We start from the raw sequence: 26,434 nt of genomic DNA on the forward strand, positions 1-26,434 counted from the left end.
TCACTTGCGGCTATAGACGCGGCGCCCGCCCATCCAGGTCTGCAGCACCGTGGTCTTGCCCAGTTGTTCAGGCGCGATCTTGAAGATGTCGCGGTCGACCACGATGAAATCGGCCCACTTGCCCGGTTCCAGCGAGCCAATCACGTTTTCCTGGTGCGCCGCGTAGGCCGCGTCCAGGGTGAAGCAACGGAACGCTTCGGCCAGCGTCATGGCCTGGTTCTTGTACCAGCCGCCGGCCGGCACGCCGGCGTTGTTCTGGCGCGTGACCGCCGCGTGCAGGCCCTCGAACGGATTCGGCGACTCGATCGGGAAGTCCGAGCCGCAGGCGATCTTCGAACCCTGGTCGAGGAAGCTGCGCCACGCGTACGCGCCCTTGATGCGCTCATGGCCCACGCGCTGCTCGGCCATGTTCTGGTCCGAGGTGGCGTGGGTCGGCTGCATCGACGGGATGATGCCCAGCTGCTTGAAGCGCGGGATATCCTCCAGCGCCACCACCTGCGCGTGCTCCACCCGGTGGCGCAGCCCGACGTTCTTGTACTGCGGGATCAGCTGGGCGTAGGCGTCCAGGATCTGGCGGTTGCCGGCGTCGCCGATGGCGTGGATGTTGACCTGGTAGCCCGCCTTCATGGCCTTGCTCATCTTGGCGCGCATCTCGGCGTCCGGATAGAACAGCAGGCCCTTGGTGGACGGCATGTCGGTGTAGGGCGCCAGCAGGGCCGCGCCGCGGCTGCCCAGCGCACCGTCCGAATACAGCTTGACCGCCGCCAGCGCGTACACGTCATTGGCGTAGGACTTGAGCGGGCCCTCCTTGGACAACTCGTCGAAATCGCCGGCCGTGTCGCCGATCATGGCGTAGACGCGGGTGGTCAGCTTGCCGTGGTCGGCGTAGTCGCGGTAGATATCGTCCTGCACCGCCTTGATGCCGGCGTCGTGCACGCTGGTCAGGCCGACCTTGGCCAGCGAGGCCAGGGCCACGTCCAGCGTGGCGCGCGCCTCGGCCGGCGTCGGCAGCGGCACCACCTTGTTCACCAGCTCCATGGCGGCGTCCACCAGCACCCCGGTTGGCCGGCCGCTGGCGTCGCGCTCGATCTTGCCGCCGGCCGGATCGCGCGTGTTCCTGTCGATGCCGGCCATCTCCAGCGCCTTGGTGTTGACCCAGATGGCGTGGCCGTCCACCCGGTGCAGCAGCACCGGACGGTCGTTGACCACCGCATCCAGCTCGGCGGCGGTGGGGAAACGGCCCAGTTTCCAGATCTCCTGGTTCCAGCCGAAACCGACGATCCAGGCCTTTTTCGGGTGCGAACGGGCGAAATCGGCCACCGCCCTGACCGCCGCGTTCAGCGAGGTGGGGCTGTAGAGCTCCACGCCGGAGGCGATTTCGCCCAGTTCAAACACATGGCCATGGGCGTCGATCAGGCCTGGCAGCAGGGTTTTGCCCTGCACGTCGATGTGCTCCGCCTTTGGCAGCGCGGCCGCCGTCTCGGCCTCGCTGCCCACCGCCACGATGCGGCCCAGGTCATCGAACGCCAGCGAGGTAAAGCGCTGCAACTGCCCGGCGGCGGTCAGCGTGTAGCCATTGGCGCGGTCGATGATGGTGTCGGCGTGGGCCGGCAGGGCCGCCAGCGCGGCGGCGATGAAAAGGGTGGTGCGCATCGAAATCTCCATTCAGCAGCAAGATTCAGAGTGTATCAGGCAAACCGCGGGAATTCAGTTGCGGGACGGGTACAATGCAGGCTTCCAAGCACCCAGAACACAGAGAACCAGTGTCCAGCCGCCTACTTTACCTTCGCCTGCTTAACGAATTCCGCCCTTACACGTGGATCGCCCTCGTCACGCTGTTCGCGGTCGGCCTGGCCGCCGCCACCGACGTGCTGCTGATCCGCCAGCTGCAAAACGTGGTGGACGCGCTGGCGCCGGCCCACTCCCTCGGCCCGGCCAAGGCGCAAGCCACCGGCATCCTGGCCTGGGTGCAGGACGCGCTGGGCCACCTGCTGCCCGCCGATCCGACCAGGGCCGCGCTGTGGACCATCCCGGCCGTGATCTTCGGCCTGGCGGTGATGCGCATGGTGTCCAGCTTCGCCGGCGAATACGGCGCCGCGTGGCTGAGCAGCCGGGTGCAGGCCAACCTGCGCGAGGTCATGTTCGCCCGCATCATGCGCCTGCCGAACGGCTATTTCGACCAATCGTCCACCGGCACCACCCTGTCGCGCGTGGCCTTCGACGCCGCCCAGGTGGCGCAGGCCGGCCTCACGGTGGTCAACGTGGCGGTGCGCGACTCGGTGGCCACCATCGGCTACCTGATCACCCTGTTCACCATCGACTGGCAGCTGGCGGTGTTCTGCCTTGGCCTACTGCCGCTGGTGGCGGCCATCGTCACCTTCGCCGGCCGCCGCATGCGCAAGTTGAGCAAGAGCGCGCAGGCGGCCATGGGCGATCTGACCAATGTGCTGGACGAGAGCATCAGCGGCCAGCGCGTGGTGAAGATCTTCGGCGGCCAGAAATATGAGCAGGAGCGCTTCGACAACGTGGTCAAGCTGAATCGCCAGCTGGCGGTCAAGCACGCGGCGACGTCGGCGCTCAACTCCGGCATCATCATGATGCTGATCGGGATCACGCTGTCGTCGGTGATTTACTTTGCGCTGCTGCGCGCGCAGGCGGGCGCCTTGTCGCCGGGCGCGTTCGTGGCCTTCATGTCGTCGCTGATGGCGATGCAGTCGCCGATCAAGAACCTGACCAAGATCAACGAGCCGATGCAGCGCGGGCTGGCGGCGGCGGAATCCGTGTTCGGCCTGATCGACCTGGAGTCGGAGGCGGACCAGGGCACCAGGACCATCGCCCGCGCCGAGGGCCGCCTGTCGGTGCAGGACGTGAGTTTCCACTATCGCGGCGCCGACGGCGCGCCGCTGGCCCCGGACGCGCGTCCGGCGCTGGACCATGTGTCGCTCGACATCGCGGCCGGCGAGACGGTCGCGCTGGTGGGCAGCTCGGGCAGCGGCAAGACCACGCTGGCCGGCCTGCTGCCGCGCTTCTACGATGTGAGCGGCGGCAGCATCCAGCTGGACGGCGTCGACCTGCGCGACTACACCATGGCCTCGCTGCGCCGGCAGATCGCGCTGGTGTCCCAGGACGTGGTGCTGTTCAACGACACACTGGCGGCCAACATCGCCTATGGCGACCCGGCGCCGTCGATGGAGCGCATCGAGGCGGCGGCGCGGGCGGCGCACGCGCATGAATTCATCGTGCGCCAGCCGGAGGGCTACCACTCGCCGGTGGGGGAAAATGGCTTGCGTCTGTCGGGCGGCCAGCGCCAGCGCCTGGCGATCGCGCGCGCGCTGTACAAGAACGCGCCGATATTGATCCTGGACGAAGCCACCAGCGCGCTGGATACGGAATCCGAGCGGCTGGTGCAGCAGGCCTTGGAAGTGCTGATGAAGGGCCGCACCACGGTGGTCATCGCTCACCGTCTGTCGACCATCGAGAATGCGGACCGCATCGTGGTGCTGGATCGCGGCCGCATCGCCGAATCGGGGACGCACGAGGCGCTGCTGGCGCGGAACGGCATCTACGCCCGGCTGTATCAAACGCAGAAGAGCGTTCAAACCTGACCCCCGTCGCTCCGGCGAAGGCCGGAGCCCATGGAACGCGAGCGCCACCACAACGCATGCGCCCTATGGATTCCGGCCTGCGCCGGAATGACGCGTCAGGCGGTGTAGCCGCCGTCCACGGTGAAGCTGGCGCCGGTCACGAAGCCGGCTTCTCCGCTCACCAGGTAGGCCACCATTCCGGCCACTTCCTCCGGCTTGCCAAAACGCCGCGCCGGGATCATGGTTTGCAGCGCCGGCGCGTGATGACCATCCACCGGATTCATGTCGGTCTCGGTCGGCCCTGGCTGGACGTTGTTGACCGTGATGCCGCGCGGTGCCAGGTCGATCGCCGCCCCGCGCACCAGCGCCGCCACCGCGCCCTTGGTCATCGAATACACACTGGACGTCGGAAACGCCACGCGGATGCTGGCGATGCTGCCAATGGTGACAATACGCCCGCCCTCTTTCATCACCCTGGCCGCCGCCTGCATGGCGACGAACACGCCCCGCACGTTGGTGGCCACCATGCGGTCGAAGTCTTCCAGCGCATAGTCCTCTATCGGCGCCAGGTTCAGGATGCCGGCGTTGGTGACGAGGATGTCCAGCTGCCCGAAATACTCCACCGTTTGCGTCACGGCCGCCTGCACGGCCGCCGCGTCGGCGCTGTCGGCGCGAATGGCCAGCGCCTTGCCGCCGCTGGCGATGATGGTGGCGGCCAGGTCGTTGGCCTTGTCAGGCGATGATACATAAGTAAAAGCCACAGCCGCGCCGTCCTGCGCCAGACGCTTGACGATGGCCGCGCCGATGCCGCGCGCGCCGCCGGTTACCAGAGCTACTTTCATGATATTTCCTTTCGTTTTGGATCGATTAGTCAAAAACCGAGGTCATGTTAGATTTTCTGGATCGAACGGTCAAGTAAACGTTTCGTGATAATTATCCGCGCAGGCCTTGGACGGCGAAGCTGGCGATGGCGCGCAGGGTAGCGATGGTGGCCCCGGCCTTGGCGCTGATTTTCATGCCGGACAGGGTGGCCGCGACGAACGCGGTAGCTTGTGCGATGTCGGTATCGGCGGCGATTTCGCCGGCTGCGGCGGCGCCGCGCAGTTGCGCTTCCACCGCGTGGTTGAGCAGTTTGGCGCTGGCGTCGCGCAAGGCGTTCACCTCCTCATCGCTGGTGCCGAATTCGGAAATGGCGTTCACGCCCATGCAACCCTTGACGTTGTCGCGCCTGGGGCGGGAGGCGAACGCCTGCAGCATGTTGTGGATGGCCGCCAGCGGCGTGTCGCCTTTCAGGTGGCGCAGCAGGTCGTTGACGCTGGCCTCGTTGTAGCGCCTCAGCGCCTCAAGGTAGAGCGAGCGCTTGTCGCCAAAGGTGTCGTACAGGCTTTGGCGGCCGATCCCCATGGCGTCCAGCAGGTCGGTGGTGGAGGTGGCCGCGTAGCCCTTCTGCCAGAAGACTTCCAACGCCTTGTTCAGTGTCTCGTCGCGGTCGAACTCTCTTTGCCTTGCCACAGATATTCCTTGGTTAGTTTGCGTCGTGGAAGATGATGCCCAGCGTGTGGCGCGATCCGGCGCGCAGCCGGCTCACGCCGTGCCGCAGGTTGACGCGGTAGATGCCGCGCGTGCCCTGCACCGGGCGATGATTGACGGCGAAGATTACCATGTCGCCGCGCTTCAGCGGTACGACCTCCACGCGCGACTGCATGCGCGGGCGCTGTTCGGTCAGCACGAACTCGCCGCCCTCGAAATCCTTGCCCGGCTGTGACAGCAGCACGGCCGCCTGCAGCGGGAAGACATGCTCGCCGTACAGGTCCTGGTGCAGGCAGTTGTAGTCGCCGGCGGTGTACTGGAGCAGCAGCGGGGTCGGGCGCTGCTGCCCGGCTGCGTGGCAGCGCGCCAGGAAGTCGGTGTGCTCGGCCGGGAAACGGTCCGGCAGGTCCATCAGCTCATGCCAGCGGTTGGCGATCGCGGCCAGGGGCCCATACAGGGCGTTGCGCAGGGCGGCGATGGTCGACGGCAGCGGGTAGCGGAAGTACTGGTACTCGCCGCTGCCGAAGCCGTGCTGCGACATCACCACGCGGCTGCGGAACAGTTGCGCCTGCGCATACTGCGCGGCCATGGCGGCGCACTCCTCGGCGGTCAGCATACCGGGGAGGATGGCGTAGCCGTGCGCGTTCAGCTCATCCGCGATGCCCTGCCAGTCGAGGCCGGCCACGTGCACCGCGATCCCCGCCGCCGCGCCGACCGCGCGCCGCGCCACCGCCTGCGCCGCCTCGGAAACGGCCGGGGCCGGCGGTGCGGGCGCCATCGGCGGCACGGTGCGCGGCTTGCGCTGCGCCGCCGCGTCACCGAAATCGAGCTCGCCGTTATTGATTGTGCTCACTGAGCGCCTCCCTGTTCAACAATTCCGCCTTGCGGTCCACGCCCCAGCGGTAGCCGGAGATCGACCCGTCATTGCGCACCACGCGGTGACACGGTATCGCCACCGCGATCGCATTGGCGGCGCACGCGCTGGCAACCGCCCGCGCCCCGCGCGGCACGCCGGCCAGGTCCGCCAGCTCGGCATACGTCACGCGCCGCCCGGCCGGTATCGCCCGCAACACCTGCCACACACGCTGCTGGAACGCCGTGCCGCGCACGTCGAGCGGCAGATCCAGCCCGACCGACGGCTGCTCCACCATGCCCACCACGCGCGACACCACCTGCTCATACTCCGGCTCCGCGCCGATCAACTCCGCGCGCGGAAAGCGGTCCTGCAGGTCCTTCACCAGGAAATCCGGATCGTCATCGATCAGGATCGCGCAGATGCCCTGCTCCGTGCTGGCCACCAGGATCGGCCCCAGCGAACACTCGGCGATCGCGAAGCGGATCTGCTCCCCCGCCCCGCCGGCGCGGAAGGTCGAAGGCTTCATGCCCAGCACCGCCCCCGACTGCGCATAAAACCGGCCGCTTGAATTGAAGCCCGCCGCGTACATGGCGTCCGTCACCGTGGCCTGAGCGGCCAGCCCGGCCTGCACCCGCCGCGCCCGCGCCGCGTTGGCGTAGGCCTTGGGCGTGATCCCCGTCACCGCCTTGAACATGCGATGGAAATGGAAACGGCTCACCCCCACCGCCGCGGCCAGGCTGTCCAGGTCCGGCGCCTCCTCCGCCTCGTCGATCAGGCGGCAGGCCTGCGCCACGATGGCGGCCTGGCGCTCGGCCAGCGGCGGCTGGTCCGGCTTGCAGCGCAGGCAGGGACGGAACCCGGCCTGCTCGGCCGCCTCGCGGCTGTCGTGAAACGCCACGTTCTTGCGCAGGGCCGGACGCGCGCCGCACGACGGCCGGCAGTACACCCCGGTGCTGCGCACCGAATACCAGAACACCCCGTCGGCGCTGGCGTCGCGCTGCCGCACGGCGGTCCAGCGCTTCTCATCGCTACCATACTTGCCCATCTCAGACTCCGTGGTTGGTGGAATGGGGCCATCTTAGCCAGCGTAAAAAAACACCGCACTCCGCCTCTTGCTTTTGAATTGTACTAGCATGCGGTGCTAGAATTCCTGCTTTCCGGGAGAAGCCGTTTGGACGATCAAGCCACGCAAGACAGCACACCTATTTTCCAGCGCATCAAAGACTACCTGCTGGCCGAAATCGCCGCCGGCACGTGGAAGGAGGGCGACGTGATCCCGTCCGAGCAGGCGCTGGTCAAGCAGTTCGGCGTCTCGCGCATGACCGTCAACCGCGCCGTGCGCGAGCTCACCGCCGAGCAGGTGCTGACGCGCCGCCAGGGCTCGGGCACCTACGTGGCCCAGCAAAAATACCAGGCCACCCTGCTGGAGATCAAATCCATCGCCGACGAGGTCCGCGCGCGCGGCCACGCCCACCGCAGCAGCCTGCAGCAGCTGGAGCGCGTCAAGGCCAGCGATTTGATGGCCAAGCAGTTCGACCTGCCGGCCGGCCACCCGCTGTTCCATTCGGTGATCGTCCACTTCGAGAACGGCGTGCCGATCCAGGTCGAGGACCGCTGGGTCAACCCGCTGTGCGCGCCGGACTACATGGAACAGGACTTCGCCCACATCACCCCCAACGAATACCTGATGCAGGCCGCGCCGCTGCAGGGCGCCACCTACAGCATCGAGGCGCTGGCCGCCCCGCGCGACATCGCCGACATGCTGGCCATCGACACCAAACAGGCCTGCCTGGTCCTCAAGCGCCAGACCCGCTCCGGCGGCATGATCGCCACCATGGCCACCATGTGGCACCCAGGCCACCGCTACCAGTTCGCCGGCAGCTTCAATCAATAGGCCCGCCGGCAAACTAGCACCGCGCAAGCCACCGCGCGGCGCGCATTCTCACCGATTGTCACGAAAACAGCCCTGAATTGTTAAATCGACGGCTGTTTCGCTGGCATTCAGGAAGCAATCGTCTTCTTGCCACGGATCCGCCAACGGCCCCGGCTTCGATGCTATAGTGGCCCAGACCCAGCCGCCATAGATCAACGAAAGGGAAGCTCTTGTTTCACTGCCGTTCGCGCTTGCGCCAGCCCCGCTGGCAAGGTTTGTCACGCCGGCTGACAACGTGCGCGCTCGCGCTTGTGCTGACGCCCCTGCTGCCCTGCGCGGCCGGGGCGGCGGAGAAGGTCACCATCCAGCTCAAATGGCAGCACCAGTTCCAGTTCGCCGGCTACTACGCCGCGCAGGATCAGGGCTATTACCGCGACGCCGGCCTCGATGTCACCCTGCTGGAGGCGCGCCCCGGCGGCGATCCGCTGCAGGCCGTGATGCAGGGCCAGGCCCAGTACGGCGTCGGCAACACCACTCTGCTGCTGGCGCGCGGCATCGGCCAGCCGGTGGTGGTGCTGGCCTCCATCTTCCAGCACTCCGGCGCCACCCTGCTGCGCCGCCTCGACGCCGCCGGCAAGCCGCGCCCGTGGCAGGGCAGCCGCCTGATGATCGCGCCCAACAACGAGGAACTGACGGTGTTCCTGAAAAAGCAGGGCGTGCGCATGGACAGCATCCAACAGATCCCGCACAGCTACAACTTCGACGACCTGGCCGAAGGCCGGGTGGACGCCATGTCGGTGTACCAGACCGAGGCCCCGTACGTGCTGGATCGCCTCAACGTGCCGTACGAACTGGTCTCGCCGCGCAGCCACGGCCTGGATTTCTACGGCGACGTGCTGTACACCACCGAGAGCGAACTGCGCGAGCACCCGGCGCGCGCGCAGGCGCTGCGCGAGGCCACGCTGCGCGGCTGGCTCTACGCCATGCAGCATCCGGGCGAGATCGCCGACCTGATACGCGCCCGCTACCCCGAGCGCCACAGCCGCGAGCACCTGGTGTTCGAGGCCCAGCGCATCGCGCCGCTGCTGGAGCAGCCGCTGATCGAACTGGGATACAGCAACCCCGAACGCTGGCGCGCCATCGCCCGCGCCTACGCCGAGCAGGGCATGCTGCCGGCCAGCTTCAACATCGATGGCTTCCTGTACCAGCCACCGGACGGCAATCCGCTGCTGCGCTACGGCGGCTGGATGGCCGGCCTGCTGTTGCTGATGGTCTCGGCGGCCGGCGCCTGGCGCCTGCACGTGCAGGGCCGCACGCTGCGCGCCACGCGCGCGCGCCTGGAAGACGCCGAACAGCGCGCCAGCGCCGCGCTGGAAAGCGCCCGCACCGGCAGCGCCGCCAGCGGCGCCGCCGAGGAGGCGCGCATGTGGGCGCTGGTGGACGCCACGCCCGGCGCGGTGCTGGTCGCCGACAAGCGCGGGCGCGTGTGCCACGCCAATCAGGCCTGCGCGCGCAGCTTCGGCTACGAGGGCAATATGGCCGGCCGCTCGATCGAGCAGCTGGCGCCCGAGGCCATGCGCAACAACGGCCGCGCGCGCGAGCTGTTCTCGCGCCCCAACCTGCCGGGCCGGGTGCTGTGCGCGGTGCGCGCCGACGGCGGCAGCTTCCCGGCCATGGTGCACATGTCGCCGGTGGAGCTGTGCGGGCAGGAGCTGGTCATCATGGCGCTGCGCGACATGACCCAGCGCCAGCGCGCCGAGGAGGCGCTGCACGCCAGCTCCGAGCGCTATCGCCAGATCGTGCAGACCGCCGCCGAGGGCATCTGGATGACCAACGCCGACGACCGCACCACCTTCGTCAACCCCACGCTGGCGCGCATGCTGGACTACGAGGTGGAACGCATCATGGGCCGCGCCATGACCGACTTCATGGACGACACCGGGCGCGAACTGCTCAAGCAGCACCTGCAGCGCCGCCTGTCCGGCGAGGCCAGCCAGGGCGACGTGTGCTTCACGCGCAGCGACGGCAGCACCGTCTGGTGCCTGCTCTCGACCACCGTGATGAACGCCGACTCCGGCCACTACGCCGGCATGCTGGCCATGCTGACCGACATCACCGCGCGCCGCCAGGCCGAAAGCGCGCTGCATGCGTCGAGCCAGCGCCTGGCGTCCATCTTCAACGCGGTCACCAACGGCCTGGTGATGATCGACGGCCAGGGCCGCATCATCGAACGCAACGCCGCCGCCGCGCGCATGCTGGCGCACACCGAGGAGCTGAGCGCGGGCGGCCTGTGGGCCGGGGTGCGCGAGGACGGCACGCCCTATGACGGCGGCAGCCATCCGGTGCAACTGGCGCTGGCCACCGGCATGTCGGTGCGCGACGTGGTGATGGGATTGCGGCAGCCGGACGGCGCCCGCTGCTGGCTGTCGGTCAACGCCGAGCCGATCCCGGACGACAGCGGCGCCGTGCACCTGGTGGTGGCCAGCCTGACCGACATCACCGACCGCAAGCGCGGCGAGGACGCGTTGCGCGAGTTGAACGAGCACCTGGAGGAACGGGTGGCGCTGCGCACGCGCGAACTCGATCAGGCGCGCATGGTGGCCGAGGAGGCCAGCCAGACCAAGGGCCAGTTCCTCGCCAACATGAGCCACGAGATCCGCACGCCGATGAACGGCGTGATCGGCATGGCCTACCTGGCGCTCAAGACCGAGCTCGATCCGCGCCAGCGCGACTACCTGGAAAAGATCCGCTTCGCCGGCGAGCACCTGCTGGGCATCATCGACGACATCCTCGACATCTCCAAGATCGAAGCCGGCAAGCTCGAGATCGAGCAGGTCGACTTCGCGCTCGACCACGTGATCCAGACCCTCAACACGGTGGTGGCGCCGAAGGCCGCCAGCCGCGAGCTGGAGCTGGTGTACGACCTCGATCCGACGCTGCCGAAGGTGCTGCGCGGCGATCCGCTGCGATTGGGCCAGGTGCTGATCAACTACGCCAACAACGCCATCAAGTTCAGCGAGAAAGGCCGCATCGAGGTGCGCGTGCGCCAGGTGGTGGGCGACGCCCATGGCTGCCTGCTGCGCTTCGAGGTGAGCGACTGCGGCATCGGCCTGTCGGAAAGCGAAATCGACAAACTGTTCCAGCAATTCCAGCAGGCCGACACCTCCACCACGCGCGAATACGGCGGCACCGGCCTCGGTCTGGCCATCTGCAAGCAGTTGGCGCAGCTGATGGGCGGCGAGGTGGGCGTGCGCAGCCGCCCCGGCCAGGGCAGCACCTTCTGGTTCACCGCGCGCCTGGGCATCAGCAGCGCCACCGTGCCGGCCCTGATCGACCGCGTGAAGGACGCCGCCGCCGAGCTGCTGGCCTCCTCGCGCAGCGCGGCCGTGATGTCGGCGCTGAAGAACGCCCGCATCCTGCTGGTGGAGGACAACACCTTCAACCAGCAGATCGCGCTGGAGATGCTGGAGGACGTGGGTTCCTCGGTGTGCCTGGCCGCCAACGGCATGGAGGCGCTGGAGCTGCTGCGCCAGACCGCCTTCGACTGCGTGCTGATGGACGTGCAGATGCCGCTGATGGACGGCCTGGAGGCCACCCGCCGCATCCGCGCCGACCCGCGCCTGGCCGACATGCGCGTGCTGGCCATGACCGCCACCGCCACCAGCGAGGACCGGGTGCGCTGCATCGAGGCCGGCATGGACGACTTCATCTCCAAGCCGATCCAGCCGGCGCTGATGTACCAGACCATCGCCAACTGGCTGCCGGCGCGCGACGGCGGCGAGGCGCGCGAGGCGCCGGCGCGGCCGGCCCGTCCCGCCTTCAAAACCACGCTGGGCGGCGACCCGGCCGTGATCGACCTGTCCATCCTGGCCAAGCTGCTCGGCTACCATCCGCACAAGGTGCGCAAGTTCGCCTTCAAGTTCTTGCAAAACACGCAAGATGGCCTGAACCAGATGGAGGCGGCGCTGCAGCGCGGCGACCTGGCCGCCGTGCGCGAACTCGGACACCGCCTCAAGTCGCCGGCGCGCACGGTGGGCGCGCTGGGCATGGGCGAGCTGCTGCTGGAGCTGGAACAATTGCCAGTGACCGACAGCGACGCCGATAATAAGCGCCACGCCCGCGCGCTGCTGCAGAAACTGTGGCCGCTGCTGGAGCGCATCACCGAACAAATCATGACCAATACCACCTTCGCCGACGACAACTGAGATGCGGATACTGCTGCTGGATGACGATGCCTTTATGCTGGAGCTGCTGGCCGACATGGTCGCCAGCCTGGGCGAGCACACGGTGGTGCGCGAGACCGACGGCCGCCGCGCGCTGATCGAGCTGCGGCTGCGCCCGCCGGCGCTGGTGATCTGCGACCTGTCGATGCCGGTGATGGACGGCATCGACTTCCTGCGCCTTGCGGCGGCGCAGCAGTACCGGGGCTGCGTGGTGCTGCTGTCCGGGGTCGATGGCGCGGTGCTGAAAACCGCCGCCCGCCTGGCCGAGGCCCAGGGCCTGGCCATCCTCGACGCCTGCACCAAACCGATGAGCATGGAGGCGCTGTCGGCCCTGCTGGAACGGGCCGCCGCCCGCTGTGCATAGCAAACCAAAACAAACAACCGCACATTTTTAAAAAATGGGTTATTATTTACGCCATCCCTCGCCTGCCGACCTTGTTGCCATCCCCTCTAGACATTGAAATCGTGCAAATGGCACCCAACTGCTGCTCATGGCGGCGTTTGAGGCCCAGTCCCCAGGCGTTATTACTTACCGACCTCGATTGAGGAAAATATGAGCGAAAATATCAAACACATTACCGATGCATCCTTTGACGCCGACGTGCTGAAATCCGACCGCCCAGTGCTGGTGGACTTCTGGGCCGAGTGGTGCGGCCCTTGCAAGAGCATCGCCCCGATCCTGGAAGAAGTAGCAAAAGAATACGAAGGCAAGATCCAGATCGCCAAGATGGACGTCGATTCGAACCAGGCCGTGCCGGCCAAGTTCGGCATCCGCGGCATCCCGACCCTGATCCTGTTCAAGAACGGCGTCGCCGCCGCTCAAAAGGTTGGCGCAATGGCAAAAGGCCAGCTGACCTCTTTCATCGACAGCAATATCTAAGATAAGATATCGCGTTGTACCAGCGGCGCCGCGCCCGCGGCCGCCGCTGAATAATACGAGACAACCCACGTAGTTCCCTCCCCTACCTTTACTTTCCCGTCACGGGACACTCAACAATATGCATTTATCTGAACTCAAGGCCTTACACGTCTCCGCTTTGCTGGAGATGGCGATCGGGCTGGATATCGACAACGCGGCACGCCTGCGCAAGCAGGAACTGATGTTCGCGATCCTGAAAAAACGCGCCAAATCGGGCGAGCAGATCTTCGGAGACGGCGCCCTGGAAGTGCTGCCGGACGGCTTCGGCTTCCTGCGCTCGCCGGACGCCAGCTACATGGCCTCCACCGACGACATCTACATCTCGCCGTCGCAGATCCGCCGCTTCAACCTGCACACCGGCGACTCGATCGAGGGCGAGGTGCGCACGCCGAAGGATGGCGAGCGTTACTTCGCGCTGGTCAAGGTCGACAAGGTCAATGGCGAATCGCCGGAGGCGTCGAAACACCGCATATTGTTTGAGAACCTGACGCCGCTGCACCCGAACGAGCCGCTGCGCCTGGAACGTGACATCAACGGCACCGAGAACATCACCGGCCGCATCGTCGACCTGATCTCGCCGATCGGCAAGGGCCAGCGCGGCCTGCTGGTGGCGTCGCCGAAGTCCGGCAAGTCGGTCATGCTGCAGCACATCGCCCACGCCATCACCGCCAACCACCCGGACGTCACCCTGATCGTGCTGCTGATCGACGAACGTCCGGAAGAGGTGACGGAGATGCAGCGCTCGGTGCGCGGCGAAGTCGTGGCCTCCACCTTCGACGAGCCGGCCACCCGCCACGTGCAGGTGGCCGAGATGGTGCTGGAGAAAGCCAAGCGCCTGGTCGAGATGAAAAAGGACGTGGTCATCCTGCTGGACTCGATCACCCGCCTGGCGCGCGCCTACAACACCGTGATCCCGGCCTCGGGCAAGGTGCTGACCGGTGGTGTCGACGCCAACGCGCTGCAGCGTCCGAAGCGCTTCTTCGGCGCCGCCCGTAACGTCGAGGAAGGCGGCTCGCTGACCATCGTCGCCACCGCGCTGATCGAGACCGGCTCGCGCATGGACGACGTGATCTACGAGGAATTCAAGGGCACCGGCAACATGGAGGTGCACCTGGAGCGCCGCCTGGCCGAGAAACGCGTCTACCCGGCCATCAACCTGAACAAGTCGGGCACGCGCCGCGAGGAACTGCTGATCAAGCCGGACCAGCTGCAGAAGATCTGGATCCTGCGCAAGCTGCTGTACTCGATGGACGAGATCGAGGCGATGGAGTTCATCCTCGACAAGATGCGCGCGACGAAGAACAACACCGAGTTCTTCGATATGATGCGCAGGGGCGGCTAAGGCCCCCCCGTCGTCGTACCGGCGCAGGCCGGTACCCATGGAACGCTGGCCCTCAAGCTCAGCATGGATTCCGGCCTGCGCCGGAATGACGGCAATAACAAACAGGCAACCACGGTTGCCTGTTTGCGTTTACAGGCGTATAATCGTCGATCGCATTATTTTTAAACTCTGGCAAGTGAGCGGCAATCGGGTCATGAAGTGGTACAGACCGACGAAGTGCTGTTTGGCTACCAAACTAACCGAGGTTCCCATGAAAGCAGAAGGCCATCCAGAATACCGTGAAGTTGTCTTCCACGACCTGTCGTGCGATTTCAAATTCATCACCCGTTCGACCATCGCCACCCGCGAAACCATCAACCACGAAGGTAAAGACTACCCACTGGTGAAGATCGAGGTTTCGGCCGAGTCGCACCCGTTCTACACCGGCAAACACAAAATCGTCGACACCGCTGGCCGCGTTGAGAAATTCCGCCAGAAGTTCGGTTCGGTTGGTTCGAAAACCGCCGTCGCTGCAGGCTAATTCGAGCCGCTCCGATAAAAAAAGCAGCCTCTGGCTGCTTTTTTTGTTTGCCGTGCCGTTTTCCTGCATACTCCGGTTCTACTCATAAAAACACACCATCGATGAAGCCAGTCCGTCTTCCCGCCGCCGCTACCCTGGCCTTGCCGCGCTGGGCGCTGTTCGCCCTCGGCCTGTTGTACATCCTGCCCGGCCTGATCGGCCGCGACCCGTGGAAGAACGACGACGCCGCCAGTTTCGGCATCATGTGGACCATGGCGCACGGCGGCTGGCAGGACTGGCTGTGGCCCAACATCGCCGGCCTGTCCTGGCCCGACGAGGGCCCGCTGGCGTTCTGGCTGGGCGCGCTCGGGATCAAGCTGTTCGGCTGGCTGCTGGGCGACGTGCTGGCCGCGCGCGTGGGCACGGTGGCGGTGTTCCTGCTGGGCGTGCTGTCGCTGTGGTACGCCACCTTCCACCTCGGCCGCCGCCAGGACGCGCAACCGCTGCGCCTGGCCTTCGGCGGCCAGCCCGAGCCGGATGACTTCGGCCGCACCCTGGCCGACGCCGCCGTCCTGATCTACCTCGGCTGCCTGGGCCTGCTGCTGCACAGCCACGAGACCACGCCGGAGGCGCTGCAGGTGGCCATGACCGCCTTCCTGCTGTACCGCACCGTGCGCTACGTGGAAAAGCCGTCGCTGCGCAACGCCGCCCTGGGCGGCCTGGCGATCGGCCTGCTGACCTTGACGCGCGGCTGGATCACCCCGGTGCTGCTGATGCTGGCCCTGTTCGCCTGCACCCGCTTCCTGGCCCAGCCGGCCATCCGCGCGGTGCGCGACCTGGGCGCCATGATCGCGGTCGGCGGCGCCGTCACCGCGCTGTGGCTGATCCCGGCCCAGTTGCTGGAACCCTACCACCAGCAGCCGCTCAACGCCTGGCTGGGCTGGAACTGGCTGCAGCTGGACTGGCCAAGCTGGGCCACCGTCAAATTCTTCTTCCGCGTCGGCGTCTGGTTCTTCTGGCCGGCGTGGCCGTTCGCCGCGTGGGCGGTGTGGGCCTGGCGCCGCCAGCGCGGCGTGCTGCACATCGTGGTGCCGCTGGCCTTCGTCACCATGGGCGCGCTGCTGACCCTGTGCCACCCGCAACCGGAACAGGGCCAGCTGCTGGTGCTGCTGCCGCCGCTGGCGGTGATGGCCGCGTTCGGCCTGCTGACCGTCAAGCGCGGCGCCATCAACGCCATCGACTGGTTCTCGGTGATGGCGCTGACCTTGTGCGCGGCCGTGATCTGGGTGTTCTGGATCGCCAAGCTGACCGGCTGGCCGGCGCAGGCCGCCAAGAACGCGCTCAAGCTGGTGCCGGGCTTCCACCCGGAGCTGGGCTGGGTCGCCTTCTTCGTGGCGCTGGCCGCCACTCTGGGCTGGTTCGCGCTGGTGTACTGGCGCGTGTCGCGCCGGCCGTCGGTGCTGTGGCGCGCGGTGGTGCTGTCCTCGGGCGGCCTGATCCTGATCTGGATTCTGTTGATGACCCTGTTCCTGCCGGACGTCAATTACAGCAAGAGCTACGCCGGCGTGGCGCGCCAGATCGCCGACAAGCTGCCGCCCAAGGCCGGTTGCATCGAAACCAACGTCGGCCCGGCCCAGCGCGCCTCGTTCGCCTATTACGCGCAACTGCCGTTCGCCGGCGTCGAGGGCGGCCGCTGCGACCTGCTGCTGTTGCAAGATAGCATCAAACTGCGCGATGACCGCGAGATCGCGCCGCAACATCGCGGCAAGCAATGGGTGCTGCTGTGGGAAGGCCGGCGCCCGGCCGACCGCGAGGAACGCTTCCGCCTGTTCCGCCGCGCCGACTAGGCGCGGGCGGCGGCAACACGGTAATACAGCCGTGTTGCCGCCCGGATCGCATTGCTGCTATGCTTTTCTCCAGAAAGCGGCCAGCCCATGCGATTTATCATCCCGACATTATTCCTGCTGGCGACCAGTAGCTGCGTGCGCGCCGCGCCGCTGCACATCACCACGGAGCACCTGCCGCCGGCCAGCATGGTCGGCGCCGACGGCGTCATCACCGGCCGCTCCACCGACAAGATCCGCGAACTGATGGCGCGCACCGGCACCGAGTACAAGATCGAGCTGCTGCCGTGGAAACGCGCGCTGATGATGGCGCAAACGCAGGCGCACACCTGCGTGTATTCAACCTCGCGCACGCCCGAGCGCGAGCCGCTGTTCAAATGGGTGGGACCGACCGACGAGGCCGAATGGCAGTTCTGGGGCCGCGCCGACCACCGCTTCCCGCTCAATAATCTGGACGACGCGCGCAAGCTGCGCATCGGCACCTCGATCGGCGACGCGCGCGACGACTACCTGCGCAGCCGCGGCTTCAATGTCGACGCCGCCACCAACGACCTGGTCAATCCACAAAAGCTGCTGCTCAACCGCATCGATCTGTGGGCGGTGGCCGTGCGCAACGGCGCCGCCTTCCCCGCGCCGCCCGAGTGGGCCGACAAGCTGGTGCCGCTGATGGTGTTCCATCGCGTGAAGGTCTACCTGGCCTGTAATCCCTCGGTGCCGGACGAGCTGATCGACAAGCTCAACGCCGCGCTGGCCGAGATGCGGCGCGACGGCACCCTGCAGCGCGTCGACCGCAAGTACGACCAGCCGGCCAAGTAGGCGCGCTCAACGGGCGGCCACCACGGTGGTGTTGGCCGGCAGCTGGGCGGCCATCGGCAGGCGCTCGTAGTTGTCGATGGTCAGCTCGTAGCCATTGTCCTGGAAGCTGATGCGGGTGCCGGCCTGGGTGACGAATTCACCGGGCGCGACCGGGAAGATCTCGACCTTCTTCTGGCCCTTGATCTCGGCGTAGTAATGGGCGACCTTCTGCGTGAACTTCAGTTGGTCGCCATTGCTCAGGGCGTAGGAATACAGGTAGTCCGAGAAATCCTGCGCCTTGAACTTGAAGTCGTTCGCGGCCGGCGCGCCGATCCTCACGCTCTCGTTGTCCGGCGGCGCGGCGTGCGCCAGGGCGGTGATCGACAGGGCGGCGGCGACGGCGATGCTCAGCAAAGTGGTTTTCATGATGAATCTCCAATATTGATCAGTGGATGCGGCTTAGCGGCGTGCCGTCATGCTGGTGTTGGCGGCCAGTTGGCTGGCGGGCGACAGCTTTTCAAAGTTGGCGATGCCCAGGGTTTCGCCCTGCTCGCGGAACTCGATGCTGGCGCCGTTTTCGGTCACGAAGGCGGTGCGCGAGACCGGGTAAATCCGCACGCGCTGGCCGTTATCGAGCTGGGTGTAGAAGCGCCCCATCACCGAAGTGAAACGGATGTGCTGGCCGTTCTCCAGGCCATAGACGCTCTTGAAGTTGTAGAACTCGTCCTCCAGCATGTGGTAGCGCTGCGGCGATTTGGAGGTGATTTCCACGCTGGTTTGGTCGGCGTGGGCGACGGTCATCAGGGACGACAGGGCGAGCGAAGCCGCGATGCCTGCAAGGATCGTTTTCATAGGTGTGCTCCATAGGTTGTCAGTTCGATTCACTACCGGAAGCCACCGCTGCAATCTTCAATTCAGCGGCAGACGTGAACAGATTAACAAAGCCTTCGTCAAAGATCCTGCGCATGCGACGAGCGGTCAAAGCGCACGCACCAACTGCAAAAAAACCGGAATAAACGGTGGACGGACGGCATCTGTTGCGCGTCCGGGCTTTTTGTGGGGGGGACGTGATACAAACGCCGCCACGGGCGCTATAGTTGCGCAATGAATGCGTTGCCGTACGGCAGCATATGACAGTCCCCCGGCCGCGCCCTGCTCCGCGTCGCCGGTCACGGCGGCCCCGGCTGCTGCGCCTCATCCCCGCGCCCAGCCCCGGCAGCATGCCTCTGGATGGCACCCATGTTCACCTTGCATAAACTTCAATCTGCCCTGCGTAACAACTACGTCCGCGCCGCCTTGCTGGCGTTGACCCTCGCCCTGGTGATCGTGCTGGGCCTGCGCGCCGACGTGCCGCAGGACAGCGCGCCGGTGCTGCACACCCAGGACATCGCCCAGATCACGGCGCTGCCGGCCAAGCGCGCCCAGCTGGAGTACCTGCTGGTGGCGGCGCCGCAGTCGGAGGCGCCGCGCTACATCATCAAGCTGAAGAACGACGCCAAGCTGGTGGTGGTCAAGGTGCCCGGCACCACCCACCTGAGCCTGGAGCGCGAAGTCCTGCTGCGCAACAACATCCCGTACGCCATCGCGCGCGAGGATTACCTGGCCTCGCACAAGGCGGTGCTGCAGGACGACGATGTCAGCAAGCTGGCCAAGGCGGGCGCCTTCCTGTCGCGCCACGCGCTCGACATCCTGCTGGTGGTGCTGGCGCTGTTCCTGCTGCGCAACGGCCTGCCGGGCATGGGCGTGAACGCCACCGTGCTGACGCCCGACCAGCTGGGCGGCAGCATGGACGACCTGATCGGCATGGAGGACATCAAGCAGGAAGTGCTGCACCTGGAAGACATGATCCGCAACCGCGCCCTGTACAAGGAACATGACATCGACAAGCCGTTCAACGTCATGCTGACCGGCCCGGCCGGCACCGGCAAGACCAAGCTGGCCGGCTACCTGGCCAAGCGCCTCAACATCCCGCTGATCCAGGCCTCCGGCTCGGCGCTGGAATCGGGCTACATCGGCGGCGGCTCGAAAGCGCTGCACGCGCTGCACCGCAAGGCCTGCGCGCGCGGCAACTGCATCATCTTCCTCGACGAGGCGCAAAGCCTGTTCATGCCGCGCGGCCGCGGCGAAAAGAAATGGGAGGACGACACCGCCAACACCCTGCTGAGCTTGCTCGACGGCGTGCGCAGCGACAAGGGCGAGGGCGTGATCTGGGTGGTGGCCTCCAACTTCGACGACAGCTCCACGCGCATGGACGAAGCCATGCTGCGCCGCTTCTCGGTCAAGATCAACTTCCGCCTGCCGAACAAGAGCGAGCGGCGCGAGCTGCTGCGCTCCTTCCTGGCGCGCAAGGCCGACGGCTGCGTCGACTGGAACGATTTGCAGCTGGACCACGTGGCGGAAATCACCGCCAACCTAAGCCCGGCCGTGTTGCAGACCGTGGTCGAGCGCGCCAGCATGCTGGCCATCCAGGAGAACAAGGTCATCAACACCGAGCTGATGTTCCGCGCCTTCGAACGCGCCACCATCGGTCTCACCGACCGCGCCACCACCGCCGAGAAAACCCGCCAGCGCGAACGCGTGGCCCTGCACGAGCTGGGCCACTTCTTCATGCAGATCGACCCATGGCTGCGCGAAGGCTTGTCGCTGGCCGAGGTGAAGGAACGCTCGCCGCTGCTGAAGATCTCGACCGAGTCGGTGTCCAAGCTGGGCGCGCTCGGCTACGTGCTGTCGGCCTCGGACGACGTGGCCCTGCGCACGCTGGAGGAACTGGAACGCGACGTCATCCAGCTGTACGGCGGCGTGGCGGCGGAGGAACTGTTCTACGGCGCGCGCGGCATCTCGGTGGGCAGCCAGAACGACATCGAAAAGGCCACCTCCATGCTGGACCTGATGGTCAACAAACTGTCGATGTACTCGCGCTCCAAGATCGACCACAGCCAGTTCAAGGACAAGGAAGCCGGCCTCGGCCAGGTGGAAGCCAAGGCCGACGAGCTGTACAGCTACACCCTGAACGCCATCGCCGACTACCGCGAGCAGATCGCCGAGCTCAAAGGCGTGCTGATGGACCAATACGTGCTGTCGAAAGACGCCATCTTCGCGCTGCTCGAACAGCAGCAACAAACCAAGGAGGCATGATCATGACCCAACCCAAGCAAGCACCGGTGCTGAGCGCCAAACGCAGCGCCCGCGACATCCTGCGCCAGACCCAGGAGCGCGCCAAGCGCCTGCTGCAACGCCACCTGCTGGCGAAGGACACCATCCGCCATCAAAGCGACTGATCACACCTTCATCGGCAGGATCACCATCTGCAGGCCCTCCAGGTGCAGGCGGCGTTGCGCCGCCAGCGCGGCCTGGTTGTGCAGCAAGCGCGTGAACCAGTTGTCGGAGGCGAAGATCAGCTTGCTGGTGAAGAAAATCGAGTGCGAGAACTCGCCGCTGATCTCCTCGCACAGCCGCGTCACCTCCTCCACCGCGTCGGTGCCGAAGCCCAGGTAGGACGAGGCCGCCATGCCATGGCTGTGGCAAAAGTCGACGAAGAACTCCAGCGTCTCCGCCGCCTCGCTGCGCATCTGCTCCAGCGCGCCCTCGCCGCCGTAGGCGTGCGCGTCGACCGTGCGCGCGTTCACGAACAGGAAATTCTTGAAGTGGCCGGGGAACATGCGCTGCACCCACAGCAAGGCGTGCAAGCCGCCGCCGCGCGAGGTGCCGACGATGAACACGGCGGTCTGATCGTCCACGTTCGGCTCGATCGGCTCCTGGTTGGGGCCGAACGGCTGCGAGGCGAACACCTCGTCCACCGAGTGGATGGCCTGCTTGGTCTCGCGGTAATGCTTGCGGATGTAGAAGCAGAACGCCGCCATCGCCGCGATGATGGCCGCCGTGGCCCAGCCGCCCTCGGTGAACTTCTCGACCAGCAGCACGGCCAGGATGCCGGCGCAAATCACAAAGCCCAGCGCCGACAGCAGCCAGCGCCGCTTCCAGCGCGTGCCCTTCTTGCGGTTGCGCGACCAGTACAACACCAGCCCGAACAGCGAAATCGCGAACGTCAGGAACACCGAAATCGAATACAGCACCACCAGCAAGGTCACGCTGCCGCCGGTCCACCACAGGATGGCGAGCGCGGCGATGCCCATCACCAGGATGCCGTTCTGCGTCACCAGCCGCGTCGACAGGTAGCGGAACTTGTGCGGCACCCACGAATCGGCCGCCATGTTCGACAGCACCGACGGCCCGCCGAGGAAACCGGTATTGGCCGCGACGAACAGCAGGCCGGCCTCGAACGCCAGCACCGCCACCAGCAGCATCTGGTTCACCACCTCGCCGCCCAGGCCCATGCTGGCGATGATGCTCTTGAAGGTGGACGCGTTCAAGGTCTGGCCCGGCACCGGCTTCGCGTCCCACAGCAGGTACAGCAGGATGATGCCGCCGGCCGTGAAGGCCAGCGACAAGGCCATGTACAGCATCGTCATCTTGCCCGTGCGCACGCGCGGCTCGGCCAGCAGGTTGACGTTGTTGGACACCGCCTCCAGGCCGGTGTACGTGCCGCCGCCCTGCGAATACGCCAGCAGCAACATGCCCGCCACGCCGGCCCAGCCGATATGGCTGGCCAGGTCGGTGGTCTCGGCCAGCGTGGTCGGGAGCAGTTCCGGCAAATGCGACGCGTGCGCAAAAATGCCATACACAATCAAGACCAAATGCGTGACCACGAAGCCGAGGAAGATCGGCAGCAGGATCTGGATCGCCTCCTTCAGTCCGCGCAGGTTCATCACGATCAGCAGGCCGATGAAGAATACCTCGGCCCATAGCTTGTAGGGCTGGAACCCCAGCGGCAGGAACGAAGCCAGCGCGTCGACACCGGAGGCGATCGAAATCGCTATGGTCAGCACGTAGTCGAGGATCAGCGCGCAGCCCGAGATCAGGCCCATGTACGGCCCCACCAGCTTGGTCGCCACGCGGTAGCCGCCGCCGCCGGTGGGGAACAGCTCGATCACCTGGTTATAGGCCAGCGCGATGATGAACACCGTCACCGCCGTGGCGATCGCCATGTACAGGCCGAGATGGGTGTGGCCGCCCAGCGCGCGGAACGTCTCTTCGGGGCCGTAGGCGGAGGACGAGAGGCCGTCTGCGCCGAGGCCGACCCAGGCCAGGAAAGCGACCAGCGCCATGGAATGACGCGTCTCGCTCTTCATCGGATCGAGCGGTTTCCCCAGGATAATTTCACGGATCTTATTATTTTTCATGCATCTCTGCGCCGGCGCGAACCGGCAAAGTCTGGCTGTAGGCGTGATGATACCTGCTTCGCGCGGGCAGAATACTTGTTGAAATATAAAAATCGGCGACAGGGTTGCGGCGTGGTTGCAAATCGGTGATAATGCGGGTCGCATTGCAATACACCTGCCTCGGTGGTGGAATTGGTAGACGCAGCGGACTCAAAATCCGCCGCCGCAAGGCGTGCCGGTTCGATTCCGGCCCGGGGCACCACGAACAAGCATCAAACTGTCTCATACAACATTAAAACCCGCACAGTTGCTTACTCTGCGGGTTTTTTGTTGTCTGAAGCCGTCTCAACCAATGTCATGCCATCGCATGTTTATACCGTCATTTTTGACGGTATAGGGCCGACACCGCAACTATGTATCCCGTCAGGATGGGAAATGGCATTAACTGATATTCTTGTTAAGAACGTCAAAGCCCAAGGGCGACAAGTACACTGATGGTGATGACATTTACCTGCAAGTACTCCCGACTGGGAAATACTGGCGCATGGACTATCGCTACCTCGGCAAGCGCAAGACGATGGCGCTAGGAGTGTATCCCGCAATCTCTTGCAAAAGCGCGCCTCAAGCGTACCGATATCCGCGATAGCGGACGGAGTGGATCCCGCATTGGCAAAAAGCGAAGAACGCGATGCGCAGCTCATTGATGCGACCATCACCTTTGAGTTGGTAGCACGCGATTGGCTGGCAAAAACTGCTTCTGAACGCGCAGCTACTACAACTAAAAAAAAGTCGCTGGCTGGACAAAAACTGCTCCCGCAAATTGGCAATATGCCAATCTCCGCGATCAAGCCACGCGACGTCCTCTTGACCGTCCAGAAAGTGCAGGCTCGAGGATTGAATCTGCACATCGCGTCAAACATGTATGCGGCCAGATCCTCCGTTTTGCCATCGCCAGCGGTTTGGCAGAGCGCGACGTGACAGCCGACCTAAGAGGCGCGCTTACTACGTCCGTCACCGAGCACTACGCCTCCATTAACACTTCGGTTTTACTAATCGATGGCTTCATCAACTCGGCGGCGGTACACTCGTCTGAGTGCAATAGCGAGGATGGCCTATGGTCGGTGCAGAACTAATGAGTTATGAACAAGGTACCGATCCAGTACCTGCGCCATCGCACAAAGTGGAGCTGGCAATGCTTCGGCTCGAGTATAGACTCGACTGCTCTAAATTGCACATCGACTTGGCCCTCACGGACATGAAGCACTCGATCATCAGGACGATTTTGCTTATGGCTTTGTTCCAGATCACCGTCGTCAAGGTGCTACTTCTGTACTTGTGGTCACCGCCAAGAGCTGAAACTCTGCCGCTCGATTTACAGAGATATTCGGTTTCTCACTCCGTTTCACCCGATTTTTTACCCGACTACCTCGCAAACCCGCATAAACACAGGGGGTGCAGATGCCTACTATAGGCATCTACCGTTTTCCTTATGATGACTACTCTGCCGCCGCCTGAAGTACCCTCATGTACTCGATGACATGGGCATTAAATACAGAGAGAGAGAAACGCCTTCCCCAACTCGGATGGTCAGCGTACAAACGGCGCCCCGGTTGCGAAGCTTCCTGATATAGCTCTTCTAAAGCTTGCGCAACGCTTTCTAACTCGATCTCTAAACCCATAAGCGCAGCTAGATCATCGGCTACTAGCCATGTCACGGCAGAGTCGATTCTCGCGTGTTTCCGCTGTAGGTGCTGATAAGCGTCTAAAAAAGATTTAGCAGAGTCTGCGATGCCCCGCCAACCATCGGGCTCGATAAGGTCTGGCTCAACGTCCGATGCAGGCCGTGAGGCCGAGGAGCGATGGCCATACAAGTACGTAACTTCTTCCAGAAAGAATGCCAAGGGTTGATGAAAGCGAAATACGAGAGCTGCGGCATTTCGTCGTTGAATGCGCAATGGAATGCTTGCTACCCAATATGCGCCAGCTACCGCGATAACAGCGCCCAGCGCCGCCCCCCACAACGTCGCTGCTCCATCCGGTAATTTGGCATCCCAAATGGCTGGCGCGGCGATTGGAAGAGCAATCAAGGTCCCGATGCCGATGCCTAGGATTAGTGTGGCCGAGGTCCGTGAGAGCATCCTATTTTTTAGTGACATTTTAACGATAGTCCGAGGGTAAAAGGGCCAGAAGGTCTAATATCAGCTCTTCTTTTTGAACGCCATCTGGTGACGCATCGTTCTGCAAATTCCATCCAAGCCAGGGAACATGGTGGCAGCAGACAGTCCCATGAATTGCAGATCTTGTAGTGCCTCTGCTGCGCTTGAAATAGGTATGTCAACGGCCGTGAGCAGTTCTGTATTCATGTTCTTTCCGACCACCCCTAGGTATCCCTCTAAGTTAACCAAATTGGTGAGCAAAAAACAGCCCTGCTGAGCTAGCAATCGCGGATTCTTCCACGGCACGATGCTGAGATGGCTCGCAATTGGTGCGGCAGCCGTCAATGTCACACGAAGACCTGACGCTTGCGATACTGCGGCGTTAAGTGCGTAGATACGGACATGCGTAGAGTCTGGCCTCGAACTCAAATTCTCCAGTGCATCAGAAAATGCAAAGAACGCCGCTACATAGGGGGACTTGGACCAGTCAAGCAATGGTGTGGGTAATCCATGATGCTGCGCAAGTCCAACGGCTATAGCAAAGTCTTCTGGACTCTTGCGATTGAAGCGTTCATCAAGAATAGATTCTGCTAGATTCTGGAATTCGGGCATGGTCTGGTAACAGAAGCGCTCGATACGTGCGCGACCAGCGCGATGAAATGAAGTGGATAAGCTAAATGTACTGCAACCATGACCGCGAAAATCAACGAATCTGCCTTCTAACCGCTGCGCGCTGGCCCATGTTTTGAATTGATCCCAACTGCGTAACTTGCGGGCCTTCACGGTGGGGTATCGTCGCGTCAATTCAAACGAAATTCTTCCCCCCGGACTGTCCGGCGCCGTCCAAGTGCCGGTCAGGCTATTTTCCTGTATCTGTAATTCTGCGGTGACTTGAATTAGCTGATTATAGTCTGCGACGGCCTCAACGGTTGGGAGGAAAAGACCTCCGCCCTCATCAGTTTTATAGACGGCCATCGTCCTTAGCTTGAAAGTCGTTGCCGCAGTTTTGGTGATGCGCATTAGAAGCCCCATACCGCTGGGCTGCGGGCCCAGTGCTATTGCCCATTGAATCATCACCTCGTCTGGACGGTCTGAATCTCGGCACATCATTGCAACGTATCGCTGAGCGCCATCCTCGACAAAGCCTAGTAGTTGAATAGGGAGATCCATGATCGCAATCAAAATTTTCCAATAGTGGCTATTCTGTCATGCGAGCAGTGGCATGCCTAGAAGTAAATCTCAAGGGGGGCGGGGCGCAGGCACCCCACCCCGCCACGCAATTTATCGCCCCACCCTCCTAAATTTTTTTTGAGATGGCCGAGCGAAAAATTTTTTCAGGTTTTTTCCTTGGCCAAAGTCGAATAGCTGGTCAGACGCCAGCATGAACATTCCTCCCTTGATTCGACGACATCGATGAAGCCGAAATTATTTACTCGCCATCAGGCCGTGCCTGACGCCAACGGCCATGTGCGGCGCAACGCCAACTGCCCAGCCATCCACTATCATCACTCCTGTCTGCACGGCAGCGGCTGACTTGGGCCGCCTTCAAAAGGGTAATGGAAAAGCTGGACCGTATTGAGGCGCTGATTGACTC

The 26,434-nt window shown here is 64.3% G+C and carries 22 protein-coding genes, 1 tRNA gene and 1 pseudogene; 14 read left to right on the forward strand and 10 right to left on the reverse strand.

Translation table 11 applies throughout. The annotated features are described in order from the left end of the window. Complete coding sequence (locus tag FHW83_RS07030) at positions 1–1,653, reverse strand: amidohydrolase (protein WP_229224071.1); 1,653 nt, start codon at positions 1,651–1,653, stop codon at positions 1–3. A gap of 110 nt (positions 1,654–1,763) precedes the next feature. On the opposite strand from FHW83_RS07030, the gene msbA reads away from it, so the two are divergent. Continuing rightward, complete coding sequence (gene msbA / locus FHW83_RS07035; protein ID WP_176645662.1) at positions 1,764–3,605, forward strand: lipid A export permease/ATP-binding protein MsbA; 1,842 nt, start codon at positions 1,764–1,766, stop codon at positions 3,603–3,605. A gap of 95 nt (positions 3,606–3,700) precedes the next feature. Here the strand turns inward: msbA and FHW83_RS07040 are convergent, their stop codons facing one another. The 4 genes from FHW83_RS07040 to ada form a co-directional block, all read right to left on the reverse strand. Then, a complete protein-coding gene (locus FHW83_RS07040; RefSeq protein WP_176645663.1) occupies positions 3,701–4,426 on the reverse strand; it encodes an SDR family oxidoreductase in 726 nt (241 codons plus the stop codon). A 91-nt stretch (positions 4,427–4,517) separates the two neighbouring features. Further along, positions 4,518–5,096, reverse strand: coding sequence for a TetR/AcrR family transcriptional regulator (locus FHW83_RS07045; RefSeq protein ID WP_176645664.1), 579 nt, complete (start codon positions 5,094–5,096; stop codon positions 4,518–4,520). 13 nt (positions 5,097–5,109) lie between these two features. After that, positions 5,110–5,892, reverse strand: a complete 783-nt coding sequence (locus tag FHW83_RS07050) for a 2OG-Fe(II) oxygenase (protein WP_176646064.1) — start codon at positions 5,890–5,892, stop codon at positions 5,110–5,112. A 58-nt stretch (positions 5,893–5,950) separates the two neighbouring features. Continuing rightward, positions 5,951–7,015, reverse strand: a complete 1,065-nt coding sequence (gene ada, locus FHW83_RS07055) for a bifunctional DNA-binding transcriptional regulator/O6-methylguanine-DNA methyltransferase Ada (protein ID WP_176645665.1) — start codon at positions 7,013–7,015, stop codon at positions 5,951–5,953. Between the two features lie 126 nt (positions 7,016–7,141). Here ada and hutC point away from each other — a divergent pair, with 126 nt between their 5' ends. The 8 genes from hutC to FHW83_RS07095 all read left to right on the forward strand — a co-directional run bounded on the left by hutC (position 7,142) and on the right by FHW83_RS07095 (position 17,486). Then, positions 7,142–7,864, forward strand: a complete 723-nt coding sequence (gene hutC / locus FHW83_RS07060; protein WP_176645666.1) for a histidine utilization repressor — start codon at positions 7,142–7,144, stop codon at positions 7,862–7,864. 290 nt (positions 7,865–8,154) lie between these two features. Beyond that, positions 8,155–12,048 carry a PAS domain S-box protein gene (locus FHW83_RS07065; protein WP_373997173.1) on the forward strand — a complete coding sequence of 1,298 codons (3,894 nt, stop codon included), beginning with the start codon at positions 8,155–8,157 and terminating at the stop codon, positions 12,046–12,048. 1 nt (position 12,049) lies between these two features. Continuing rightward, positions 12,050–12,430, forward strand: coding sequence for a response regulator (locus FHW83_RS07070; protein WP_176645668.1), 381 nt, complete (start codon positions 12,050–12,052; stop codon positions 12,428–12,430). A gap of 189 nt (positions 12,431–12,619) precedes the next feature. Beyond that, complete coding sequence (gene trxA, locus FHW83_RS07075; RefSeq protein ID WP_090182984.1) at positions 12,620–12,946, forward strand: thioredoxin TrxA; 327 nt, start codon at positions 12,620–12,622, stop codon at positions 12,944–12,946. 118 nt (positions 12,947–13,064) lie between these two features. Then, positions 13,065–14,327 carry a transcription termination factor Rho gene (gene rho / locus FHW83_RS07080; protein WP_176645669.1) on the forward strand — a complete coding sequence of 421 codons (1,263 nt, stop codon included), beginning with the start codon at positions 13,065–13,067 and terminating at the stop codon, positions 14,325–14,327. A gap of 250 nt (positions 14,328–14,577) precedes the next feature. Beyond that, positions 14,578–14,847 (forward strand): type B 50S ribosomal protein L31, encoded by a 270-nt coding sequence (locus FHW83_RS07085; RefSeq protein WP_176645670.1) that lies wholly within the window; start codon positions 14,578–14,580, stop codon positions 14,845–14,847. A 101-nt stretch (positions 14,848–14,948) separates the two neighbouring features. After that, positions 14,949–16,673 (forward strand): glycosyltransferase family 39 protein, encoded by a 1,725-nt coding sequence (locus tag FHW83_RS07090; protein ID WP_176645671.1) that lies wholly within the window; start codon positions 14,949–14,951, stop codon positions 16,671–16,673. A gap of 87 nt (positions 16,674–16,760) precedes the next feature. Next, entirely contained in the window at positions 16,761–17,486 is a 726-nt protein-coding gene (locus FHW83_RS07095; protein WP_176645672.1) for an ABC transporter substrate-binding protein, read from the forward strand. 6 nt (positions 17,487–17,492) lie between these two features. On the opposite strand, the gene FHW83_RS07100 is transcribed toward FHW83_RS07095, so the two are convergent. Together FHW83_RS07100 and FHW83_RS07105 are read right to left on the reverse strand one after the other, a co-directional pair. After that, on the reverse strand, positions 17,493–17,891 hold the full coding sequence (locus FHW83_RS07100) for a gel scht (RefSeq protein ID WP_176645673.1): 399 nt from the start codon (positions 17,889–17,891) through the stop codon (positions 17,493–17,495). Between the two features lie 33 nt (positions 17,892–17,924). Beyond that, complete coding sequence (locus FHW83_RS07105) at positions 17,925–18,317, reverse strand: gel scht (protein ID WP_176645674.1); 393 nt, start codon at positions 18,315–18,317, stop codon at positions 17,925–17,927. Between the two features lie 387 nt (positions 18,318–18,704). Here FHW83_RS07105 and FHW83_RS07110 point away from each other — a divergent pair, with 387 nt between their 5' ends. Together FHW83_RS07110 and FHW83_RS07115 are read left to right on the forward strand one after the other, a co-directional pair. After that, positions 18,705–20,600 (forward strand): AAA family ATPase, encoded by a 1,896-nt coding sequence (locus tag FHW83_RS07110; RefSeq protein WP_176645675.1) that lies wholly within the window; start codon positions 18,705–18,707, stop codon positions 20,598–20,600. 2 nt (positions 20,601–20,602) lie between these two features. Next, complete coding sequence (locus FHW83_RS07115; protein WP_176645676.1) at positions 20,603–20,743, forward strand: hypothetical protein; 141 nt, start codon at positions 20,603–20,605, stop codon at positions 20,741–20,743. Here the strand turns inward: FHW83_RS07115 and FHW83_RS07120 are convergent, their stop codons facing one another. Further along, a complete protein-coding gene (locus FHW83_RS07120) occupies positions 20,744–22,705 on the reverse strand; it encodes an APC family permease (protein ID WP_176645677.1) in 1,962 nt (653 codons plus the stop codon). It abuts the gene before it with no gap. Positions 22,706–22,861: 156 nt separating this feature from the next. Between FHW83_RS07120 and FHW83_RS07125 the strand changes: the two genes are divergently transcribed. From FHW83_RS07125 to FHW83_RS07130, 3 genes and pseudogenes are all read left to right on the forward strand, one after another. Beyond that, a tRNA-Leu gene (locus FHW83_RS07125) sits at positions 22,862–22,946 on the forward strand. A gap of 192 nt (positions 22,947–23,138) precedes the next feature. Continuing rightward, positions 23,139–23,330: an Arm DNA-binding domain-containing protein gene (locus FHW83_RS31295; RefSeq protein ID WP_373997174.1), complete on the forward strand. Its 192-nt coding sequence runs from the start codon at positions 23,139–23,141 to the stop codon at positions 23,328–23,330. Between the two features lie 8 nt (positions 23,331–23,338). Then, positions 23,339–23,817 (forward strand): annotated as a pseudogene (locus FHW83_RS07130) (tyrosine-type recombinase/integrase). Positions 23,818–24,180: 363 nt separating this feature from the next. Here FHW83_RS07130 and FHW83_RS07135 read toward each other — a convergent pair. Continuing rightward, complete coding sequence (locus FHW83_RS07135) at positions 24,181–24,822, reverse strand: hypothetical protein (RefSeq protein WP_176645679.1); 642 nt, start codon at positions 24,820–24,822, stop codon at positions 24,181–24,183. Positions 24,823–24,882: 60 nt separating this feature from the next. Beyond that, entirely contained in the window at positions 24,883–26,010 is a 1,128-nt protein-coding gene (locus FHW83_RS07140) for an FRG domain-containing protein (RefSeq protein ID WP_176645680.1), read from the reverse strand. Positions 26,011–26,434: the final 424 nt, after the last annotated feature.

This window comes from Duganella sp. SG902 (assembly GCF_013376005.1).
Taxonomy (GTDB): Bacteria; Pseudomonadota; Gammaproteobacteria; order Burkholderiales; family Burkholderiaceae_D; genus Rugamonas.

What these genes read in the sequence shown, in the direction of transcription:
- FHW83_RS07135 (WP_176645679.1), bottom strand. Translation starts at nt 24,822, where the DNA reads ATGCTCTCACGGACCTCGGCCACACTAATCCTAGGCATCGGCATCGGG.
- rho (WP_176645669.1), top strand. Translation starts at nt 13,065, where the DNA reads ATGCATTTATCTGAACTCAAGGCCTTACACGTCTCCGCTTTGCTGGAG.
- ada (WP_176645665.1), bottom strand. Translation starts at nt 7,015, where the DNA reads ATGGGCAAGTATGGTAGCGATGAGAAGCGCTGGACCGCCGTGCGGCAG.
- FHW83_RS07095 (WP_176645672.1), top strand. Translation starts at nt 16,761, where the DNA reads ATGCGATTTATCATCCCGACATTATTCCTGCTGGCGACCAGTAGCTGC.
- FHW83_RS07030 (WP_229224071.1), bottom strand. Translation starts at nt 1,653, where the DNA reads ATGCGCACCACCCTTTTCATCGCCGCCGCGCTGGCGGCCCTGCCGGCC.
- FHW83_RS07105 (WP_176645674.1), bottom strand. Translation starts at nt 18,317, where the DNA reads ATGAAAACGATCCTTGCAGGCATCGCGGCTTCGCTCGCCCTGTCGTCC.
- FHW83_RS07085 (WP_176645670.1), top strand. Translation starts at nt 14,578, where the DNA reads ATGAAAGCAGAAGGCCATCCAGAATACCGTGAAGTTGTCTTCCACGAC.
- FHW83_RS07050 (WP_176646064.1), bottom strand. Translation starts at nt 5,892, where the DNA reads ATGGCGCCCGCACCGCCGGCCCCGGCCGTTTCCGAGGCGGCGCAGGCG.
- FHW83_RS07140 (WP_176645680.1), bottom strand. Translation starts at nt 26,010, where the DNA reads ATGGATCTCCCTATTCAACTACTAGGCTTTGTCGAGGATGGCGCTCAG.
- FHW83_RS07070 (WP_176645668.1), top strand. Translation starts at nt 12,050, where the DNA reads ATGCGGATACTGCTGCTGGATGACGATGCCTTTATGCTGGAGCTGCTG.
- FHW83_RS07115 (WP_176645676.1), top strand. Translation starts at nt 20,603, where the DNA reads ATGACCCAACCCAAGCAAGCACCGGTGCTGAGCGCCAAACGCAGCGCC.
- trxA (WP_090182984.1), top strand. Translation starts at nt 12,620, where the DNA reads ATGAGCGAAAATATCAAACACATTACCGATGCATCCTTTGACGCCGAC.
- FHW83_RS07110 (WP_176645675.1), top strand. Translation starts at nt 18,705, where the DNA reads ATGTTCACCTTGCATAAACTTCAATCTGCCCTGCGTAACAACTACGTC.
- FHW83_RS07040 (WP_176645663.1), bottom strand. Translation starts at nt 4,426, where the DNA reads ATGAAAGTAGCTCTGGTAACCGGCGGCGCGCGCGGCATCGGCGCGGCC.
- FHW83_RS07120 (WP_176645677.1), bottom strand. Translation starts at nt 22,705, where the DNA reads ATGAAAAATAATAAGATCCGTGAAATTATCCTGGGGAAACCGCTCGAT.
- FHW83_RS07100 (WP_176645673.1), bottom strand. Translation starts at nt 17,891, where the DNA reads ATGAAAACCACTTTGCTGAGCATCGCCGTCGCCGCCGCCCTGTCGATC.
- FHW83_RS07090 (WP_176645671.1), top strand. Translation starts at nt 14,949, where the DNA reads ATGAAGCCAGTCCGTCTTCCCGCCGCCGCTACCCTGGCCTTGCCGCGC.